Origin of the sequence: Bradyrhizobium sp. CIR18 (assembly GCF_014198295.1) — a bacterium.
Classification (GTDB): Bacteria; Pseudomonadota; Alphaproteobacteria; order Rhizobiales; family Xanthobacteraceae; genus Bradyrhizobium.
This window is the reverse complement of sequence record NZ_JACIHF010000001.1, coordinates 79564-98547: the sequence shown is the minus strand read 5'-3', so window position 1 is coordinate 98547 and position 18984 is coordinate 79564. Positions and strand designations below refer to the sequence as shown.

Annotated in this window: 28 protein-coding genes; 12 read left to right on the top strand and 16 right to left on the bottom strand. The window is 62.7% G+C overall.

Going from position 1 to position 18984, the window contains the following annotated elements:
• Window positions 1-125 precede the first annotated feature (125 nt).
• Both GGD65_RS00605 and GGD65_RS00600 read left to right on the top strand, forming a co-directional pair.
• Window positions 126-722, top strand: coding sequence for a hypothetical protein (locus tag GGD65_RS00605; RefSeq protein ID WP_183234137.1), 597 nt, complete (start codon window positions 126-128; stop codon window positions 720-722).
• Between the two features lie 122 nt (window positions 723-844).
• Entirely contained in the window at window positions 845-1219 is a 375-nt protein-coding gene (locus GGD65_RS00600; protein WP_183234136.1) for a hypothetical protein, read from the top strand.
• A gap of 97 nt (window positions 1220-1316) precedes the next feature.
• Here the strand turns inward: GGD65_RS00600 and GGD65_RS00595 are convergent, their stop codons facing one another.
• Window positions 1317-2285, bottom strand: a complete 969-nt coding sequence (locus tag GGD65_RS00595) for a hypothetical protein (RefSeq protein ID WP_183234135.1) — start codon at window positions 2283-2285, stop codon at window positions 1317-1319.
• 242 nt (window positions 2286-2527) lie between these two features.
• Here GGD65_RS00595 and GGD65_RS00590 point away from each other — a divergent pair, with 242 nt between their 5' ends.
• Window positions 2528-3043: a ParB N-terminal domain-containing protein gene (locus GGD65_RS00590; protein ID WP_183234134.1), complete on the top strand. Its 516-nt coding sequence runs from the start codon at window positions 2528-2530 to the stop codon at window positions 3041-3043.
• A gap of 172 nt (window positions 3044-3215) precedes the next feature.
• Here the strand turns inward: GGD65_RS00590 and GGD65_RS00585 are convergent, their stop codons facing one another.
• Complete coding sequence (locus GGD65_RS00585; protein WP_092262023.1) at window positions 3216-3686, bottom strand: SMI1/KNR4 family protein; 471 nt, start codon at window positions 3684-3686, stop codon at window positions 3216-3218.
• 149 nt (window positions 3687-3835) lie between these two features.
• Here GGD65_RS00585 and GGD65_RS00580 point away from each other — a divergent pair, with 149 nt between their 5' ends.
• Together GGD65_RS00580 and GGD65_RS00575 are read left to right on the top strand one after the other, a co-directional pair.
• A complete protein-coding gene (locus tag GGD65_RS00580; protein ID WP_183234133.1) occupies window positions 3836-4630 on the top strand; it encodes a transglycosylase SLT domain-containing protein in 795 nt (264 codons plus the stop codon).
• Between the two features lie 115 nt (window positions 4631-4745).
• Window positions 4746-5750, top strand: coding sequence for a hypothetical protein (locus GGD65_RS00575; RefSeq protein ID WP_183234908.1), 1005 nt, complete (start codon window positions 4746-4748; stop codon window positions 5748-5750).
• A 157-nt stretch (window positions 5751-5907) separates the two neighbouring features.
• Here GGD65_RS00575 and GGD65_RS00570 read toward each other — a convergent pair whose 3' ends face one another.
• The 4 genes from GGD65_RS00570 to GGD65_RS00555 form a co-directional block, all read right to left on the bottom strand.
• Window positions 5908-6453, bottom strand: a complete 546-nt coding sequence (locus GGD65_RS00570) for a hypothetical protein (protein WP_018322976.1) — start codon at window positions 6451-6453, stop codon at window positions 5908-5910.
• Between the two features lie 393 nt (window positions 6454-6846).
• Window positions 6847-7128 carry a hypothetical protein gene (locus GGD65_RS00565; protein WP_018322975.1) on the bottom strand — a complete coding sequence of 94 codons (282 nt, stop codon included), beginning with the start codon at window positions 7126-7128 and terminating at the stop codon, window positions 6847-6849.
• A gap of 250 nt (window positions 7129-7378) precedes the next feature.
• Window positions 7379-7915, bottom strand: coding sequence for a helix-turn-helix domain-containing protein (locus GGD65_RS00560; RefSeq protein WP_183234132.1), 537 nt, complete (start codon window positions 7913-7915; stop codon window positions 7379-7381).
• Between the two features lie 162 nt (window positions 7916-8077).
• Complete coding sequence (locus GGD65_RS00555; protein ID WP_183234131.1) at window positions 8078-8725, bottom strand: cell envelope biogenesis protein TolA; 648 nt, start codon at window positions 8723-8725, stop codon at window positions 8078-8080.
• 390 nt (window positions 8726-9115) lie between these two features.
• Between GGD65_RS00555 and GGD65_RS00550 the strand changes: the two genes are divergently transcribed.
• Complete coding sequence (locus GGD65_RS00550) at window positions 9116-9289, top strand: hypothetical protein (RefSeq protein ID WP_177237474.1); 174 nt, start codon at window positions 9116-9118, stop codon at window positions 9287-9289.
• A 127-nt stretch (window positions 9290-9416) separates the two neighbouring features.
• Entirely contained in the window at window positions 9417-9767 is a 351-nt protein-coding gene (locus tag GGD65_RS00545) for a zinc ribbon domain-containing protein YjdM (protein ID WP_018322971.1), read from the top strand.
• A 7-nt stretch (window positions 9768-9774) separates the two neighbouring features.
• On the opposite strand, the gene GGD65_RS00540 is transcribed toward GGD65_RS00545, so the two are convergent.
• Both GGD65_RS00540 and GGD65_RS00535 read right to left on the bottom strand, forming a co-directional pair.
• On the bottom strand, window positions 9775-10695 hold the full coding sequence (locus tag GGD65_RS00540) for a DMT family transporter (RefSeq protein ID WP_183234130.1): 921 nt from the start codon (window positions 10693-10695) through the stop codon (window positions 9775-9777).
• Between the two features lie 80 nt (window positions 10696-10775).
• Entirely contained in the window at window positions 10776-11198 is a 423-nt protein-coding gene (locus GGD65_RS00535) for a nuclear transport factor 2 family protein (RefSeq protein ID WP_183234129.1), read from the bottom strand.
• 125 nt (window positions 11199-11323) lie between these two features.
• Between GGD65_RS00535 and GGD65_RS00530 the strand changes: the two genes are divergently transcribed.
• On the top strand, window positions 11324-11884 hold the full coding sequence (locus GGD65_RS00530) for a bifunctional transcriptional activator/DNA repair enzyme AdaA (RefSeq protein WP_026202855.1): 561 nt from the start codon (window positions 11324-11326) through the stop codon (window positions 11882-11884).
• Between the two features lie 18 nt (window positions 11885-11902).
• On the opposite strand, the gene GGD65_RS00525 is transcribed toward GGD65_RS00530, so the two are convergent.
• From GGD65_RS00525 to GGD65_RS00510, 4 genes are all read right to left on the bottom strand, one after another.
• The gene (locus GGD65_RS00525; RefSeq protein ID WP_183234128.1) at window positions 11903-12049 is read right to left on the bottom strand and encodes a hypothetical protein; all 147 of its coding nucleotides are present in this window, start codon (window positions 12047-12049) and stop codon (window positions 11903-11905) included.
• Window positions 12050-12339: 290 nt separating this feature from the next.
• The gene (locus GGD65_RS00520; RefSeq protein WP_179730619.1) at window positions 12340-12588 is read right to left on the bottom strand and encodes a hypothetical protein; all 249 of its coding nucleotides are present in this window, start codon (window positions 12586-12588) and stop codon (window positions 12340-12342) included.
• Between the two features lie 172 nt (window positions 12589-12760).
• Window positions 12761-12964 (bottom strand): hypothetical protein, encoded by a 204-nt coding sequence (locus GGD65_RS00515; RefSeq protein WP_183234907.1) that lies wholly within the window; start codon window positions 12962-12964, stop codon window positions 12761-12763.
• A 117-nt stretch (window positions 12965-13081) separates the two neighbouring features.
• Entirely contained in the window at window positions 13082-13252 is a 171-nt protein-coding gene (locus GGD65_RS00510) for a Flp family type IVb pilin (protein ID WP_183234127.1), read from the bottom strand.
• A gap of 327 nt (window positions 13253-13579) precedes the next feature.
• Here GGD65_RS00510 and GGD65_RS00505 point away from each other — a divergent pair, with 327 nt between their 5' ends.
• Complete coding sequence (locus tag GGD65_RS00505) at window positions 13580-14884, top strand: hypothetical protein (RefSeq protein ID WP_183234126.1); 1305 nt, start codon at window positions 13580-13582, stop codon at window positions 14882-14884.
• 3 nt (window positions 14885-14887) lie between these two features.
• Here the strand turns inward: GGD65_RS00505 and pdxY are convergent, their stop codons facing one another.
• Both pdxY and GGD65_RS00495 read right to left on the bottom strand, forming a co-directional pair.
• On the bottom strand, window positions 14888-15706 hold the full coding sequence (gene pdxY, locus GGD65_RS00500) for a pyridoxal kinase (protein WP_183234125.1): 819 nt from the start codon (window positions 15704-15706) through the stop codon (window positions 14888-14890).
• Window positions 15707-15751: 45 nt separating this feature from the next.
• On the bottom strand, window positions 15752-16384 hold the full coding sequence (locus GGD65_RS00495; protein ID WP_183234124.1) for a TetR family transcriptional regulator: 633 nt from the start codon (window positions 16382-16384) through the stop codon (window positions 15752-15754).
• Window positions 16385-16481: 97 nt separating this feature from the next.
• Here GGD65_RS00495 and GGD65_RS00490 point away from each other — a divergent pair, with 97 nt between their 5' ends.
• The 3 genes from GGD65_RS00490 (at window position 16482) to GGD65_RS00480 (ending at window position 18250) form a co-directional block, all read left to right on the top strand.
• Complete coding sequence (locus GGD65_RS00490) at window positions 16482-17147, top strand: O-methyltransferase (protein ID WP_183234123.1); 666 nt, start codon at window positions 16482-16484, stop codon at window positions 17145-17147.
• A 189-nt stretch (window positions 17148-17336) separates the two neighbouring features.
• Entirely contained in the window at window positions 17337-17681 is a 345-nt protein-coding gene (locus GGD65_RS00485) for a multidrug efflux SMR transporter (protein WP_092262009.1), read from the top strand.
• Window positions 17681-18250: a TetR family transcriptional regulator gene (locus GGD65_RS00480; protein WP_018322960.1), complete on the top strand. Its 570-nt coding sequence runs from the start codon at window positions 17681-17683 to the stop codon at window positions 18248-18250. Before GGD65_RS00485 ends, GGD65_RS00480 begins: the two co-directional genes overlap by 1 nt.
• 14 nt (window positions 18251-18264) lie before the next feature.
• On the opposite strand, the gene GGD65_RS00475 is transcribed toward GGD65_RS00480, so the two are convergent.
• The gene (locus GGD65_RS00475) at window positions 18265-18585 is read right to left on the bottom strand and encodes a hypothetical protein (protein WP_183234906.1); all 321 of its coding nucleotides are present in this window, start codon (window positions 18583-18585) and stop codon (window positions 18265-18267) included.
• Window positions 18586-18656: 71 nt separating this feature from the next.
• Entirely contained in the window at window positions 18657-18863 is a 207-nt protein-coding gene (locus GGD65_RS00470; protein WP_018322958.1) for a hypothetical protein, read from the bottom strand.
• Window positions 18864-18984 lie beyond the last annotated feature (121 nt).

Below are 18984 nucleotides of genomic sequence, written 5' to 3'. Positions count from 1 at the left end.
TACATGCCCGAGCCTCGCTCTGGGTATCCACAGAGGGCGGCCGAAAGGCCGCCCTCTTTGTTTACAACTGATGCGAGTAGCCACTAGATTAGGCTCTAACATTCCCCAAATCTGAAATACTCCCCATGATCGCAAGTCGCTTAGTAGCAATAGCCCAAGACTTAGCGAGAGAATACCAAAGGTTCCAATTGACGGAGCTTTTGCAACGGGCCTCGCAGGTCTCTGCATCCCGCCCAAATATGAACCCGCAACAATACAACCAAGCAGTTAATGAGCTAAAGACAAGAGCTCAAGCTATCTTGGAGGAGAACGTATTTCGGACCTATCCACTAGATACGTTGAAGGTCCTTTCGAACAGCGAGATCTCCTCGATATTACCCTCAACCATCGCCAATCTCATCATCGGCGGATTTCCGGGTCGCAAAGAAGCAGGCATTTCTTCGGCTGAAATCAACATGTACCTATCTGAGGCAAATAGCGTACTTGCCCAGATCAATGGGTTCTTACAATTCAATAGTAGGCTTGGTGTCGAAAAGCACGAAGTGCCGGAACAGAAAGTCGCGCTCGATTTAAAGCTACCTCGCACAATATTTCGGAACGAACTCGGCATCTTTGAGCAGCGTCTATCAAACTTCTCCAACTTCTTCAAAAGCGTGACGGAGCTAGCAACTGGCACTCGAGAGAATGCCGAACTGGTCTATCTATCCACAAGCGACCAATAATCTCGTTTGCTGTTCTTGGAACCACCGCCTACGCAATTCTGAAATTCTACAAACTCTTTCTCGAGGTCGCCGAGAAACATATCAGCCTATACAAAGCAATCCGAGAACTACGAGGGTCCAAATTGGAATCGATTGACTTCACTGAGATGGAAAAAGGGATCAATTCCAGAATCAAAAGCTCAGTTGAAGAAGCCGTCAGTGACGCGATCGCACAGATTCAGCACAAAGTCCCACAGGAACGGGCCAGCGAGTTGAAAGTCGAAATTACAAAACAGTCTGTGGAGATTGTAGCCGATATAACTAAAGGCGCTCGCATCTTTGTGAGCTTAGAAAGTCAGCAGCAGGTTGAATTGTTGGTTGATAAGGACCCTGAAAAGATAAATGAAATGCGGTCTGAGATCGAACAACAAAAACTGCTGGAATCAAAGCTGGATAATCTGACGATAAACTTTCCTGAATCTACTCCAGCCCTGAACCACATCAAGACTAGCCCCTAGCTCGTAGGATGGGTGGAGCGAAGCGATACCCATCACTGCTCGTTCGGCAAAAGGCGATGGGTTTCGCAAGGGATCAATCCTATGGGCTACTTGCTCCCTACTTTTCTTTCCCGGGAAGTTTGTTGACGATCTTCTCAAGCAACCCCTTCAGATCATTGTATTCAGTTATCGCTTCGGTGGAGATCGTCTTCTCGTTCTTCTTAATCAGGAAATTGCGTTCAGTGGCCGCCAGCGATCTTACAATTTCTTTCTTTGATGGTGCATCGCCAAAGCTCTGAGCTAGCTGAACTCCGATCATCTTCATTTCGAAATTAGTTATCTCGTTCTTGTTGTGCTTGAGATCCAACTCGTTGGCCACGTACAATCGAAGAAAGAAGAAGCCAACAAATTGAAGCAGAATTCCCACAGCAAATCGAGGGAGATAGTATTGGGATGCCCAAGCGAGGACACTAAAGTCCTTTAACTCGATGGCCTGCTGGAAAGATGCCGCGATTAAAGGCCAAGCAAGTACCCCAAGTGCGATCGCGCTGAATAGTATTCCAATCATCAAATTTCTACGACTAATGGAGTCTAGCCGCACCGCCTCGTCCAGCAATCTCTGACGCGCAACCTGAAATATTTTTTCAGGACTTGAGACATCTATGTCAGGTGGGGTCTCCTTCCCGGCCGCAACCTCTACCCTCAAATCTCGTATTGTAGTACGAAGGTGATCTGCGTTTCCCTCTTCATCTGCGTCAGAGATTGTAGATGGAAAGGTCTGCCGACGGGATATCTTCCGGGCATAGTCTCTCGATTCCCTTTGCAAGCCAAAAATCGTCACCATGACGGTTCCAAAGGCCACAACCGCCGCCACAAGCGGAAGCACTGCGGCAAACAATTTAGGACCCACCAAGTAGTAACCGACTAGCCAATCAGGAACGGAGCCTACGCCAGCTGCATTCAGGATATTTGCAATCTCCCAGAGAAGAAACGCACCAAACGCGCTTATCGCAAGACCAAAAAAAATCATCCGGCCAGTACGTCCAGATACGCCAATCCTAGCTAGAATTTCACTGAACGTTTCCATTCCCCAACCCCAAAACACAACTTCAGGGTTGTAGCATCCCGGAACGTTCCGGCAAGCTCGCAATACACGAGCCCGCTAGGCCAGAACTTGCGGGAATTGCGGTGCACTAAATTCACACTCTCCGTGCTGCCGATCTGCACTCCAATTCCCATCGACACTCTTTCCGGCCGAGCCCTTCGCCCTTAAACTCCCGACCTCACCGGCATGGGTTCCGACGGGCCCGGTAGAAGCGGAGTCGAGTTATGCCCAAACCGGAAAGCTTCCCGATCGAGAAGATCTTCGTTCCCACGAAACAGAAGAAGTCCATCAAGCCCGAGACCGTCGCGGAGGTCGCGGAAAGTATTATGGAGATCGGACAACAGGAGCCCATTTCCATCAGGCTCGACGGAGACCGCCTCGTTCTGGTCGAGGGACTGCATCGGTTAGAGGCCTGCAAGGCGCTCGGCGAGACAACCATTCTCGGCGTCCTGGTCCCGGCCGAGCTTGCTCAATCCAAGCCGCTGCTGGCCGAGCGACCCGAAGTCGAGGCGGAGCGCATCAAGATGGCGCGATTGAAACAGTTGCGCCTCGAGAAGGAAGCCGCAGAGGCATCGACGGCTAGCTTGAAGGGCGCTGGCGCAACGGAATCGCCGCGCACCCGTCTGGCGAAAGGCGTCCGCGACAATCCGAAGGCATCACCGGGCCGGACTGCGAAGGCGGCACCGAAATCATTGTCGGCCTGGATCACGCAGCAAAAGGGCAGCGGCGGCCGCTATTGATTGTCGGCAATTAGCACATGGAGCGCGTAGCCCGGATGGAGCGCAGCGAAATCCGGGGCGGTATACCCTGCGGCAACATCCCGGATTGCGCTGCGCTCCATCCGGGCTACCAAATTACAGTGACAGTGCACTCAACTCTTTGGGTCTGATCTTTGCGGACTAATCTCCGAACTCACGCCTCCCCCAACCCGAGAATAAAGCTCTCAAGATCAGGCGCCAGTTGGTTCGTATTCGCGAAATCGGCGAACTCTTCGCCACCGTCCGGCGGCTCACGCTCGTGCTCCCAGTAGAACACCTGGCCATAGCTGTCCGGCTCGAGGCTCAGCAGGAACAGGTCGCCGCCGGGATCGGGCGCGAAGGGGCAGCTCAGGCGGGGGATTCGGTTCATGCTCCGATACATGTCGTAATTGTCGATGACGCCGTAGCTGTCGGTCGGATGGGTCGTGAACAGCAGATCCAGGACGGTGCGGTCGTTGCGCCAGGGCAGCTCGACGCCGCAGGGCTCGAAGCCGCCGCCGTCGGATTGCGCCAGCAGCGCCTTGTAGGGCGCGGGCAGCGGCGCGCCGATATGTTGTTCCAGCGCGCGGATGGCGTCGGCGGACGCCGGTGGGCGTCGGTTGTCCATGAGATCGAGATAGTTCATGGGCCTAGGCGTCCTGTCCCGTGGTCATGCAGTCGCCGCCACTGGGGCCGAGCGCTCTGTCTATGCTACGTGATCCCAGCTGCATGGTCTTCATGTCTTGATGGTGGCGCCATGCATCATTGTCTCCGCGATTTACGCCCACAGCGCCCATGCCAAGGAAAAGCAAGCTCCTCCTCCGCCTGCGCAGTGTCCGGCGGAGCGTCCAGTGGGCGCGAAAGAAGTTTGCGCGCGCGCCGCGGACGGTCCGGATCACGGGCAGCGTATTGATCCTTCTGGCAGCCCTCGCGCTCCTCAACATCGCCTATCAGATCTTCCGCAAGCCAACCGAACTCTTCGTCGTCGTCGGTCACGCCCTCGACAAGGAGCCGGCCGAGACCTGGGCGAGATACGGGCCGCTCTTCCACACCTATTCCACGGCTGCGATCACGCCGGAATTGCTGGCCGCGCTGGCGCAGGTCGAGAGTTCGGGCAATCCGGTGGCGCGCACCTATTGGCGCTGGCGGTGGAGTCTTAATCCGCTGGCGATTTACAAGCCCGCCTCCAGCGCCGTCGGGCTCTTCCAGATGACCGATCCGGCCTTCATGGAAGCCGCGCGGTTCTGTGTCCGCGGCAACGCGGTCACGCAAACCGGCTGCGGGTATCCCTTCCTCTACGTCCGCGCGATCCCGAGCCACGCCATCGAGCTGGCTTCGGTATATCTGGACCGCCAAGTAACCATGGTTCTCACGCTCGCCGGCGATGTGAAGCCGAGCGCGCAGCAGAAGCAGGATCTGGCCGCCTTCATCCATCTCTGCGGCGCGGGCCCCGCCGCGGCCTATGCGCGGCGCAAGTTTGTGATGATCGCGGGGACACGCTGCGGCGATCATCTCGTCGCGGGCTATGTCGGCAGGGTCAATGCGATGAAACGGCAGTTTGCGCGGCTGGCGGCGGACCAGGATCATTGAAGAGCACAGCCCCGCTCCCGTCCCGCCATAATTTTTCCTTTGCACGCGCGTTGTGTTGGATAGCGGCGAGACCTATCCTTCTTGATCGGACTGCCTCCCATTGACGCCCGACCGGATGGAGAGCGCATCGGTGCCTGACACGAACGACCCCAAACCTGACACCAGCAAGCCTGACGCCCCCAAGCCGGACGAGGCGCGCGCCGATAGCGGGTTCGCGCAGGCCTACGACCGGATCAAGAGCGCGGAGCAGGACCTGGCGCGGTTGGACCGACTGGTTTCCGGAATGGAACGCGAGAGCGAGAGCCCGCGGGCCTCACGTGCAAGCGCCGCGCCGACAGCAGCCGCCACTCCCGGAGACGAGGCGCCGAAACCCGATGCCAGGGTTCCGAGCCCCTACGTTCCGAATACCGGGGGTCGCGATCGCGGCTTGAAGAACGATCCGGCCATGATGCGCGCCTTGGTCATTCTCGTGCTGGCGATCGGCCTGCTCGGTGCCGCCGTCGCTTCGCAATATCGCGATGAGGCCCAATCGATCGGCCAGTCGATCATGGCGCGATGGGCTCCGCCGGTCGCGAGCACGCCCCCGCAGGCGTCCGCGGCGGAAAACCCGGTGCAGCCGCCCGTCGTGCTGCTGGCTGCTGCGGATGAGCCGAGCCCGGTGGCCGCGCCGCCAGTGCCCAAGGAAACGGACAGCGCCCCAAGGTCCGGCGCCGCGGCGCCTGAGGCGTCGTCATCGGAGCTGGCGCAATCGCTCAAGGCCATCACGAGCGAGCTTGCGAGCATCAATGGCAAGCTCGAGCAACTGAAAAGCCGGAGCGAGCAGACCCTGCGCGAGCAGGCCGACACCATTCAACAGCTCAAGACAGCGCGAGAGAAGGATGCGGCGGACAATGCGCGCCTCGCCGCACAGGTCCAGGCGCTGCAAACGCAATTGACCGCGTCACCGGCGTCATCCGCCTCTGCAGCCGCCAAGCCGGTCGCGCGCAGTGTGAACAACGATTCGGCTGCGCGTGCCCGGGCGCACGTACCAGACGCCGCGCCACGGCGGCCGAGGCCGCCGCCTCGAGGCCCGTGGATGCCGCCGCCCTACGACCCTTATTACGGCGATCCGGATTGGTGAGCGAGCTGCCGTAGGGTGGGCAAAGCGACTTGTCCGCCGTAGCTCGAAGAGCGAAGGCGGAAGCGTGCCCACGTCTTGGCTGATCGAGGAGAAGACGTGGGCACGGCGCAAGTGCGCGTTTGCCCACCCTACGAAGCTACTATGCTCTCCACTCGCCTTACCGTATCTCGCTCATCGTCACCTTGGCCGCGATCCCCGTCAGTTCGGGATCTTGCGGCGCAAGCTCCTCATCGGAAGATGGGCCAAATGAAACTCCAGCCATTCTGCGTTTGACCTGTTCGCAGGTCTTGCGCACGTCTTCGGTGAACAGCGCGCATTCTTCGATGCGTTGGAAGATCTTCCGTCCCTCTTCACGATACCCCGCCGCCGTTTCTCGCATGAAGGCGATCGCATCATGAACCTGAGCCGTCAGCGCCTCGCATTTTCGCGCGGCGTCGATCAACTCGGTGCCCATGGCCTCGATCTCTTTTGCAGCGGACTCATAGTCGCGAACGACCGCCTCTGCACTGAGCGCACCGACGCGCGACACGCCCGCGGTGTGCTCGACGTAATCAGGCAAATTAATTGAAGTAATGGAGCTTCCCGAGCGGATCGACGTGATGTCCGCTTCGAGTTGGACCAAGTTCACTCCCTCTCGTCTGTGCAATTGTTCAACACTTGCCACGACTGATCCTCCCGATACGCCCAGAACCCCAAACAGCATCGGGTTTATTACGGGGATAAGTGTCGTTCTACCTCGATGTACTCTTGACAGCCCCCACTTTGCCATTTTTTCCCAATCGTCACCTCTGCACGCAGAGATGACGCGCAATCAAACTTCAACTTATCGGAGATGTCGTTTTCTCAAGCTCCGGACCTGTCAAACACAAATGAACCGGTCCGAATTGCTGAACGAGCCTGGCCCCGATCGAGCGTGGCGGAATCGAGGGCCGCCGCACGCGCAGTGCCGTAGGGTGGGCAAAGCGACTTGTCCGCCGTAGCTCGAAGAGCGAAGGCGGAAGCGTGCCCACGTCTCGGCTGATCGAGGAGAAGACGTGGGCACGGCGCAAGTGCGCCTTGCCACCCTACGAAGCTGCGAACTGCGAAGCGTCTATCACTACCACCAATACGGCCAGCGCCATCCCTCATAGCGAACATAGGACGGCACCAGCGGCGGGCCGTAGGGATCGACCTTGTCGTCCTCGGGGCGATAGCGATAGCGCGGAACGACATTGTAATCCCACGGCGTCGGCCTCAGCACCGGCGCCGTGACGATGAGCCGCTCTTGTGGGGCTCGAACGACGACGGCTTTCCGCGTCCGCGCTTCCGCGCCTGATGTTGCAAGGCTGCTCAGCACCAGGGCAGTTCCGAGCGCGCAGGCGGCGGTCATTTTTGTCATGCGGTGGTCTCCTTCGCGGCAAGAGTGCAAAAGGACTCGGGGCAAGGCAAGCAAATTTCGCGCGACTTTTTCTGCGGCCATGCTTTGAGACGCCCGCCTTGAGCGGGCTCCTCAGCGACGAGGCGCGCGCTTGGGCGCTTCAGCGCGCGTAGCCCGGATGGAGCGCAGCGTAATCCGGGACCAGTGAACCCGGTGGCAACACCCCGGATTGCGCTTCGCTCCATCCGGGCTACGGGAGGCTTGCGAAACCCTACCCCGCGTCGACATCCTCAGGCACCGGCCCCGCCACGAGCCCGTCGAGACTGACCATTAGCAGATCGGCGATGTGCATCAGCTGGTACAGCGGAATGTCCGCCTCGCCCTGCTCTGCCTGCGACACGAAGGCGGGGGTGACGCTGAGGCGCTCGGCGAGCTGGGCCGCAGTATAGCCGCGGGTCTCGCGTGCGGCCTTGACGCGCGCGCCGATCCCCAGCCTATGCCGGGTCTGCTCGTCCGCGGTCATCATGGCCACCTGCTCGTCCACGCTCGCATAGCCGTCCGCGAACGCGCCGCCGATCAGCCGCTCCTTGCGCCAGGCGAGCCGGCAGCCCTTGCGCAGACCGTTCGAGAAGATCAGCGAAAACTGCTCCGGCACCCATGCCGAGCTGTTCAGAGCCACGCGCGCGCCGGTGCCGGAGACATCGCGGATCGTGCAGGGCACGCTGACGATGCTGCCGGTGCCGTTGTCGAATTCGACCATGCCGGTGCGCAACGTGTGATGCCTGACTGCGGCGCGATGATCGCTCATGACAGCTCCCGAAAACTTGCGGCAGCGTTTCCAACGCTGCCGAAATCGGGACGAAGATAGCGCAGAACTTTCCTGCAACTCCTAACCCGCAGCCGCCCCAGCCGGGACTGGATGGCATGGTAAAGGAATTGCTCTCGCGATCTCTTGGATCGTAGCAAGGCCCTACTCCCGCGCGCGGCGCAGGGTCTGCTCCAGCTTCGCCCGCTGCTTGTCCCAGCGCGCCTCCTCCGCCGCGGCGCGCTCATCCAGTGCGGCCCGCTCGGCGTCGATCTCCTCCGCCTTGGCATCGTGCTCCCGTCTCGCTTTGTCCAGCGCCGCTTCGGCAATGGCGACCGCCTTGTCGCGGCGCGCGCGCTCTTTGGCACGGGCGGCCTCCTCCTTGCGGCGCTCGGCCTCGCGCCGCCGCTCCTCCTTCTCGAATGCCGCAGCGGCCTTGCGGGCGGCCTGAGCGTCGATCTTGCCGGATGATTTGTTGGCGGCCTTGGAGGGAGCCTTCGTCGATCGCGTCTTGCTCTTGGCCTTGCGTCTGGGCCTGGCAACGTCATCGACGAGGTCGGTGGGCAGCTCGGCGCTCTCGGTGAACCGCCCGTCCGATCCCACGGGGCGCCTGAGCACGACGCCTGGCTTTGCCATGGTCGCCGCGACGATATCGGGATCGTCAGTCTCCTTCGCCGCGCCCTGATGGAACAGGTTGGAGCTGGCGCCCCAGGCCTCCAGCGCCGCCTTCATCGAAGGCGCGGCGATGGCCTGGTCATAGAAGCCGAGCGAGGTCTGGTAGGTCTTCAGTTTTCGTTTCGGTTTTGCCGGCATGTGGTCCCGTTATCTCGACTGCCGGCGCAGCGTAGCCCGGATGGAGCGAAGCGCAATCCGGGTCTTGTCTCGGAAGGATGAAATCCCGGATTACGCTTGCGCTCCATCCGTGCTGCGCACTCCGATCAAAGCGCCTCGCGGACGAGCGGCACCATCGCATCATGCCACTGTTTTGCCCGACGCATCAGAACATTATTCGGTAGAACCGAAAACACGAGCCTTATCAAGGCTGTCTCTACTGTGCATGGGGTTGTTTTCGCGATTCGATGTGTCGGAGGCGTTGAGGCAGTCAACTCGCAAGGGCGACATTGCCTCATGGATCAAGCCGGTCGCCAGGATCGCGGCAACCGCATAGGCTCGCGCCCGTCAACGACTCACGGAGGCATCACCATGAACGGCAATCGCTCTTACGGCGTCCGCGTCGAGGGCGCGAAATACGGCGTCGGCTTCGGCTCGGCGCTCGCCATCGCGATCTCCTACACCAACAACCATTCCATCCTGTGGGCGATCATCCACGGCATCCTGGGCTGGTTCTACGTGATCTTCGTCGCGCTGTTTCGGTGATATCGCACCGGCAGGCGACGGCGATTGCGAGCAGGCCGCAGCTTTCCCTTGCTTTCCCAAATCCTGCCCCTACGGTCGCGCCGCGAACGAAGCGTTGAGACGAGCGAAGGGTTAGACCAGACTTGCCATGACCGACACGATGAAATGCCCCGCCTGCAGCTCCGAGCACGCCTATCAGGACCGCGATCTCTGGGTCTGCCCGGAATGCGGCCATGAATGGAGCGGTGCGGCGGAGGCGGCCGCGGACACCGCGCAGGACGCGGGCGTGCGCGATGCCAACGGCAATGTGCTCGCGGACGGCGACAGCGTCATCGTGATCAAGGATCTCAAGATCAAGGGCTCCTCCTCGGTGGTCAAGGGCGGCACCAAGGTGCGCAACATCCGCCTGCAGGACGCCAGCGACGGCCACAACATCGCCTGCAAGATCGACGGAATCGGCGCGATGAACCTGAAGTCGGAGTTCGTGAAGAAGGCGTAGCTCGCGCTTACCTTTGCCGCTGCGCCAGATAGAACCCGCACAGCACCGTCACCAGCCCCGCCGCCTGCAGCATCGTCGGCGGCTCGCCGAGCAGCAGCCAGCCGGTGAGCAGCGTCAGCGCCGGCACGCAGGCCGGAAACACCGCGGCGCGGGCAACGCCGAGGCGCTGGACCGAGACGGCGTAGAGATAGAGCGCGGCGGGGCCGGCGAGCACGCCCTGCGCCAGCGCCTGGATCGCGTTCTCGGTCACGCCGATCGCCGCAACATGGGCGAGCCCGACGGTTGCGATGTAGACCGGCAGCAGCAGCAGCGACAGCACGTTGATCACCAGCGCAGCCGACACGGCCGAGACGCGCCAGTGGCGCAGAGCTGCGCCGAAGCCGGCGAACATCAATCCGGTGAGCACGAAGATCAAATCGCCGAGCACGCCGTCGGCCCCGATATGGCCGATCGATTCCGCCCCGATCACGCCGAGGCCGCCGACGATGACGACCGCGCCGGCAAGGCGCGAGGCGGAGATGTGCTCCTTCAGCACGACCGCCGCGAGCAGCAGGCCGCCCAGCGTCGCGCAGGAGGGCTGGATCACGCTGCCGTGGCCGAGCGGCACGAACAGGAAGCCGGTGTAGGAGATCAGCGACATCACGGGGCCGCCGAGCACCATCAGCACAAGGCCCCTGCTCCAGCCGATGCCGCAGAGATCGGAGATGCCGGCGCGGAACACCAGCGGCAGGAACGCGATCCCCGACCAGACATAGCGATGCACCAGGAGATCGACCGGCGTGAAGCCGAGCTTGAGGCCATGCCGCGTGGCGGCAAAGCCGAGCGCCCAGAACAGCGCCGCGGCAAGGCCACAAGTGACGCCGAGCAGTGCCGGCGCCGCATCCTTGTTCTGAGATAGAGCGTCGGCGCCGCTCGTTCGCTGGTCCATGGGGTCAAGCCTTATGTCAGCGCGTATATCGGCTCAACCCACGCGGCTGCAGGGCTGGCACGCGGCGGTGATTGTGGGGCTCACGCATCAGCCTCCTGTTCGAAGACCATCCGCCATCCCTTGCGCGTGTCCATGTATTCCCGCACCTGCCTGATCCGGTCGCCCGCCACCGTGAACACGAAGCAATAGTCGTTCTCGTAGGGCCTGCCGCCGACCAGCGTGGCGCGCATCCGTTCCTCCACGATCACGACATCGCCGTCGGCATAGACGCCGCGGAACGCGATATCGATGTTCGAGAACATCCCGTGCATCTCCTGCGCGATGAAGCGCGCGATCTGGTGCGGTCCCACCATGTGGTCGGTGTGATCGAGCGCGACGGCGGTGGCATTGCCCTTCGGCGCGATCCATTCGGCGTCATCGGTGAACAATGCGGCGATGCGCTCGGCATCGCGCGTCGAAAAGATCTTCCACGCGTTCAGGACGATATCTCTTGGGCTGGACATGATGCGCTCCCTCGTTTTCGTTGAGGGGCGCCTTCTAGGCCGCGATGCGCCTTGCAGCTCGCCACAATCGGACTCGGTCATCCCGCAGCCCTTCCGCCCCTGCCCTCATGCGTTATGATCCGGCCATGCTGAGCTTCGATGTCTGCAACGCCGCCCGCCTGCGCCGTGATCCCCGGTATGACGGCCGCTTCTTCACGGCCGTGAAGACCACGGGCATCTATTGCCGCCCGGTCTGTCCGGCCAAGCAACCGCTGACGCGCAACGTCGCCTATTATCCGACGGCAGCGGCGGCCGAAGCCGCCGGCTTCCGGCCCTGCCTGCGCTGCCGGCCCGAAACCGCGCCGTTCTGCCCGGCCTGGAACGGCACGCGCTCCACGGTGGCGCGGGCCATGAAGCTGATCGATGACGGCGCGCTCGACGAAGGCTCGGTGGTCGATCTGGCGATGCGGCTCGGCATCTCCTCGCGTCACCTGGCGCGCCTGTTCGAGCGCCACGTCGGCGCCACGCCGCATCAGCTCGCCAGGACGCTGCGGGTCCAGCGCGCCAAGCGCCTGCTCGATGCCGGCGACGACAGCATGACCGATATCGCATTCCAGGCCGGCTTCGGCAGTCTGCGCAGATTCAACGCCGCCTTCGCCGAGCTCTACGGCCGCGCGCCGTCAAGCCTGCGCGCGCGGAGAGCTTAGCGCGCGGCGGAAGATCGCTCAGAAAAATCCGGGGCTGAGATCAAGGCCGTAGGTCAGGCTCAGCACGAACACGAACAAAGCGGCGGCGGCGAACAAAGTTGTCTGCTTGAGAATGAACGCACGCGGCGACGTGGTGGGGGCAACGACTTTCTGCGCAACGGGCATAATGGCCTCCATTATGATTTCAAAATTGGCCGCAACAATGCGGCGGCCGCATCAAGCAACCCGACGTGCAAAGCAACTGTTAAAAGGATCAAGCCCGTTATGAACGGGCATACATCACCGGCACATTCACGCGAACTTGTTCGCGGCCGGATTCTCAATCAGCGCATCGGTGTCAATTCATCGTGCCGAGACCTTGCACGATGCGATGCGCGAGCAGCGTCGACTTCGATCACGTGATGCAGATGGGTCCCGCCTCTCCGCGGAACCCATCTGCCGTTCACGATGTCAGCTTAGTGGGCCACGCCAACGGTCGCGGTCTTCACCTTGCGCGGGCTGAGCGCCTTCGCCTGGTGGACCGAGGCCAGCGTGGTCGGCGCAGCGGTCTGCTGCTCGACATGCGCGGCGCCGAGGACGCGAACCTGCAAGGGCGAGACCGGAAATCCGTTGGTCTCGTAAGTCGGCAGTTCGGCGGCGAAAGCCGCGGTGCTGCCCGCGATCGTCAGGATGGCGGCGGCGATCGACAGAGTCTTCTTGTTCATTGGTGATGCTCCTGAGTGGAAGAGTCGGAGCATATTTAGGCGCGTTTTGCTGCAATGCGACATGCTTTGTTGCATTGCAACAGCGCGTGTTATGCATGGCGATATGTTTAATGCGTACAAGGCGTTGGCCGAATCACCGCCGGCCGCGACATGACGGTTTTATGGACGGTGCTCAGCCACCGAGCACATTGCCCCAGCCATCGAACACGTAGGCCTTCCAGGCCACGGTTCCGTCCTCACCCGGGCGGCTAGCCTGGCGGTAATCGTCGGCCTGGTCAGCGGTCCAGGTGATGATCGTGTCCGTGATGCGATCGTGCAGAATGGCGGGCTCGGTGGGATCGAAGGCGTCCATGGGACGAAGCGAGGAATGCGTCATGGCCCACCAAACGCGCCAGCCGCAACAAAGTTGCGGCAACGCATCGGGCAAGATGCCCTCATCAAGAAGATGATGCTGGCCCCCCGCACTCCATCATCGATGCCGTGGCGCGACGCCCTATTTCAAAGCGGTCGCCAGCGATTGCAGCTTTGCGACCAGATTGGTGCCGAGCGCATAGATGATCTCGATGATCGCGAGCGCGATGCCGGCTGCGATCAGGCCGTATTCGATCGCGGTGGCGCCGGATTCATCGGCGGCGATTTCAGCCCATTTGCATTTCAACTTCACTATCGTGTCCTTCCCAACTCTGCCGGAACGGCCGTCAGGCGAGAAATGCACGACCACAATCCAAGATTGAGTAAACCCAATGGCTTCAAGTTGACGACAATGAACGCTGCATTTGCCGACGATTCCCTTGAAAACTACGGTGGGAACTCGCGTTGCAGCTTGGCAACACCTCCGCGAAAAGCCCGATTTCACCGAATTACGCCATTGCGTCGCCACACGGTCCTCCGAACAATCGAGGCGCTGCGTGCCTTTCCGTGCAAGATTGTTTTTGCATCATGACTGTTCCGACAGAGCGTGTCCGAACAGAACCGTTTGGAGGCAGGGATCATGAACGATCGGCGGTCTCTTCTGGTGGCGGTCGCGTGCCCCTCGGCCGTTCTCGCCGGCTGGCTGGCACTTTCCCTCTCCGCCTATGCCCCTGCCCTCATCGAGAACAGCGGCGCCAATGCCGCTGCCGTGTCGCGCGCGAAAGATCTCAGCCGGCTCGACCTCGCGGACGTGCCGCACGCTGCGACGATCGAGGACGGCATCGCCTTGACCGCCGACATCGCGGCTGCCGTCGCTGCGGCCCCGGCCCCGATGATCACTGAAGCGGTGCCCGAGCCTCCCGCCATCAAGCTCGCCTCGGCAGATCCGGCGCTGATCCTTCCGACGGAGACGCCGCCCGCGCCGCAGATATCGCCTGAACCAGAGCCCGTCATCAGCGAGACTGCTCCAGTTGCAGCGCCGGCGCCCGTCAAGCTCGCATCTGCCGATCCCACCGAGATCGTGACGACCGACGCGCTGTCCCCCGCGGCGATCGCGAGCGGCCCCGTCACGCCTGCGAGCAAGGCATCGCCACCGGCCGACACCGTCGCCGTGCTCGACGAATGCTTCGTCATGGATGCCTGCATCGACCGCTACCTCTGGGCGCTCTATCAGCGCACCGCAAAAGAGGACTCGATCAAGGTCCAGGAGCGCCGCGCCGTCACCATCAAGCGCAAGGGCAAGACGGTCACGGTGATGCGCAGCTTCACCAAGCTGGTCGACCAGGATTTCACATGGAAGGATCCGAAGGCCGCCGAGCATGCCGGCATGTCGATGATGGACTACGTCATCGGCGGCATGGACAAGAGCTTCAAGCGGAAACTATTCCGCACGCTGCTCGCTGCGGAAGCCGCCGGCCTCTCGCCCGGCATCACCAGCGCGTTCCGTGACGATTATCGCCAGTCGATTGCGAGCGGCCTGAAGGCCGCGTCCGACCGCTCCTATCACGGTGGCAGCACGCGCGGCGGCTACGGCCACGGCATGGCCGCGGACATCGTCAGCACCCAGGGCAACAACCGCGCGCAGCGCTGGGTCTCGACGGAAATTCTGTGGAAGTGGGTCGACGCCAACGGCAAGGCCTACGGCATCGGCCGGCCCTATCTCGGCCGCGATCCGCCGCATGTCGGCCCGGTCGACGGCGCTGAATACATCTCAAAGCGTGGCACGAGCGAGCGCAAGGAAGTCGCCAGCGCCAAATCGAAGAAGACGCGGACTGTTGCGAGCGCCAAGCCGTCAAAGGCCCAAAAGGCACAGGCCGCGCGTGAGCAGAAGAGCCTGGCCAAGCCGCAGAAGTCGGCGCAATCGACCGGCAAGCGCGCGACCTGAGGCCTACGGCTGGTGTCGCGGCGTCGGCAGCGGCACGAGCCGCATCTCGGCTGTGCCGGCGTCCTGCGTGCGCACGAGCACCGCAAAGATGGTCTCGACCGCGAGCCGTACCGCGGCCTCCGTCGCCTGGCCCTTGGCCAGATGCGCGGCGATCAGGCCGGTGAGGAGATCACCGGTGCCGTAGGGACGGATCGGCAGGCGCGACGTCGCAAAGCGCGACAATTGCCCGTCGGCGCACAGGATCGTCTCCACTTGCCCTTCGAGCTTATCGGTGAGCGTACAGCCAGTGGCGACGATTTCGATGCGGCCGGTCCCCGCCAACGCCGCACACGCCGCGCGCAGGCCCTGCGCATCCGCAGTTCTGAGCCCTGAGAGCAGCTCGAGCTCGAACTGGTTCGGCGTCGCCAGCTTCGCTGCCGGCAGCAGCCGGTGCCGGACCACGTCCAAAATGCCGTCGGCGACATAGACGCGGCCATCATCGCCGATCACGGGATCGCAGAGATAGACGAGCTTGGAATTCCGCGTGAGCGCCCGCTCGACGAAATCGGCGATGACGGCAGCGTTGCCCGGCGAGCCGAGATAGCCGGTGACGAGCACGGCGGCCTCATCGACCAGACCGCGCTCCTCCACGCCCGTCAGAAGATCGGCAATGAGCTCGGTCTCCAGCACCCGCCCGCGCAGGCTCGGATAGCGCGGATGATTGGACAGCAGCGTCGTCGGCACCGCCGCAACGTTCACGCCCTCCGCCTGGATGGCGTAGGCGGCCGCGCTGTTGCCGACATGGCCGTGGACCACCTGGCTTTGAATGGAGATCACGAGCATGAAAGAGGTCCGTAAGGTCAAACGTCGTGTGTGGCAAGAGTAGCCTCAGCGTCGCGCCAGCTCGCCGAGGTAAGCGCAGAACATGTCGGCGAGCCCGTCAGCATGACGCGCGATCTCGGCCTCGCTGCGCGACGTCTCCGAAAACCGCTTGCCGACCTCACTCAGCGTCGTCTTGATCAACTCGCCGGCAAGCGCGCGGGTCGCCTCGGAGGCTTTGGGCAACGCTTCCCGCATGAACGCCGCGATGATCCCCTCGCCGGCGGCGCGCGCGTCCTGCGCCTCGGGCGCGTCGCGATAGAGCGGCGCGGCATCGCTGAGCGCGCCGCGGATCGCGGCCTCATCGCACTCGGACAGAATAAAGGCATGGACCAGCGCGCGCAGCCGCGCCGGCGGCGGCTTCACCCGGTCTTCGAGGATGCCGCGCAAAAGGTCACTCGTGCGCCGCCACTCATCGCTTTGCAGGCGGAACAGGATCGCGGCCTTGTTCGGAAAATATTGATAGAGCGAGCCGACGCTCACCCCGGCCCGCTCCGCCACCCGCGCCGTGGTGAAACGCTGCGCGCCCTCCTTGGTCAGGACCTGAACAGCAGCATCGAGAATGGCCGCGACAAGCTCGCTGGAGCGGGCCTGTTGCGGCTGTTTTCGTGAAGAAATTGAACGGCTTCGACGATCGGCCATGGCTCACTCAGGCAATGCGAATAGGAAATGCGACGAATTAGTCGTATTTCACTCGGCACGCAAGCACGCGTTTCTTCGCCAACTCTGGAGACCTCATATGACCACCCCGACCATCACATCGCTTGCGCCGCTGCTGGACCGCCTGTTCGACGAGGCCGAGGCGGCAAATGGCGCAACGCGCGTCGCCGTCGCAGATTTGTCCGACGCAGATCGGGCGCGCTTGATGCGAAGCAAGACCGACTATCGCGACCTCTACGGACGCCTGAAGGACGCGCCGCTCGCGGTCTCGCGCGAGACGGGCCACCTGCTCTACATGCTGGCACGCAGCTCCCGCGCCCGGGTGATCGTCGAGTTCGGCACGTCGTTCGTCATCTCGACGCTGCACCTCGCCGCAGGCCTGCGCGACAATGGCGGCGGCCACCTCATCACGAGCGAGTTCGAGCCGTCCAAGGCGGCGCGGGCGCGGGAGAACCTGATCGCCGGCGGCTTGATCGATCTGGTCGAAGTCCGTGAAGGCGACGCGCTGAAGACGCTCAGCACCGATCTGCCCGATGCGATCGACCTCGTGCTGCTCGACGGCGCCAAGGCGCTCTATCCGGATATCCTTGATCTGCTGGAAGGCCATCTCGGACCGGGTGCGATTATCGTCGCCGACAATGCCGACGACAGCCCGGACTATCTGGCGCGCGTGCGCGCGCCCGGCAGCGGCTACATGTCCACGCCCTTCGCCGAAGACGTCGAACTCTCGATGCGGATCAGCTGAACACCGGCCGAAACGCCACGAAATTTTTCGAGCCGCCGCTTGTTCACCACGCGGCGGCTTCATGCTGCGTTGCCGGGTGTCGCAGCCGCGTCACGCACACGTGATACCTCGTCCTGGTCAAAGCCGGACACGGCGTGCTAAACATACCTACCGCGCGGTATCTTTCTATCGCCCCCGCCGGAGCTGACCATGACCTCCGCCTTCAGTGCCTACGCAGCGCTCGCCCTCGCCATCGTTCTCGAGGTCACGGCGTCCGCCTTCCTGCAGCAATCCGCCCAGTTCAGCCGCCCGTGGCCGACGCTGGCGATGGTGCTGTTCTATGTCGCCTCGTTCTATGCGCTGTCGGTGGCGATCCGCGTCATCCCCTTGAGCATCGCCTACGCGATCTGGGGCGGGGTCGGCATCATCCTGACGGCGACCGTCTCCTTCGTGCTGTTCCGCCAGATGCTGGACTCCGCGGCCTTCGTCGGCATCGCGCTGATCGTGTCAGGGGTCGTGGTCATCAACCTGTTCTCGCAGACCACGGCGCATTGATGCCGGAGAACCGCTACACCCGCGCCAAGCAGCCCGAGCAGGTCCGGCGCGCCCTGCTCGACTGTGCCGCGGCGATCGCCATGGACCACGGCGTCGCCGGCGTCACGGTGCAGGCGGTCGCAGTCGCAGCCGGCGTCACCAAGGGCGGGCTGTTTCACCACTTTGGCAGCAAGCAGGCGTTGATCGAGGGCCTGTTTGCCGACCTGCTCGCGCGCGTCGATACCGAGATCGACGCCGCGATTGAAGCCGATCCGAAGCCTCGCGGCCGCTTCACGCGGGCCTATGTGAATGCCGTGTTCACCGGCAAGGCCTTCGGCTTCGCGACCCCATGGGCGGCGTTGAGCATGGTCGTCGTCACCGATCCGCCGCTGCGCCGGCTCTGGAACGACTGGATCAAGGCGCGCCTGAAGCGTCATCGCACGACCGACGACGCGCCCGATCTGCAAATCGTGCGCCTCGCCGCGGACGGCGCATGGCTCTCCTATGTCACGACGGGACAGACGCGGATGAGCGCCGAGCTACGCGCCCTGCACGCACGGCTGCTCGCTCAGACCAATCGGCGCAGATAGCGGCCTCGCACGTGCTACTGGCTCTGCACGGGCTTGGGCGGACGCGATGCGGACCGGGCGGGCTTCTTGGCGGGTTTGGCAGCAGCGCGCGGCGGCGGAGTATCGACTGACTCAAGATACGCCGCGAGCGCCTTGGCCGAGTCCGAGCTGGTCGCGTAGTGGTCCTTCAGGAACCAGGTTAACGTCAGGCTGAAGCGACCCTTGGCAAGGCCGCGCGGGCTGCGATGGCAGGTCGCGCAGCCCTCAGCGAAGAGCTTTGCGGGCGGCTTGCCGGCGTCGAGATTTTGCGCGGCGGCGACCGTCACCGTCAGAACAGCGGCGGCTGCAAAAGTCATCACGGGCACGATCCGATCGCGCCCCAGTCGAAACAGCGATCTCAAATGCCGTCCCCTCGCCCGCCCTTCGGTCACGCCGCCGACAGCTGATCGAACTCCGGCGGTGCGTAGGCCTTGCCGTCCTGGTCGGTGATGACGACCCGCCACCCCTCGCTCGCCCACACCTTCGCCTTCGCCACGATGAGCAGCCGGCTCTCGCGGGCGAAACTGTACTTCTCGTTGTCGCGTTCTGCGACCATCTTGTAGGCCAATTCGCATCCCCTTGCGTCGCCCTGCACCCCGGCCTCCTCGTGGCAGCGGGCTTTGGCGGCAATTCGCCGGGAGCATGGCAATTTGGTGCCATCCGCAGGCATGGCGCCGATGATCGGCGCCGGCGACCGGCGTCGAGCCCTGCCCCGC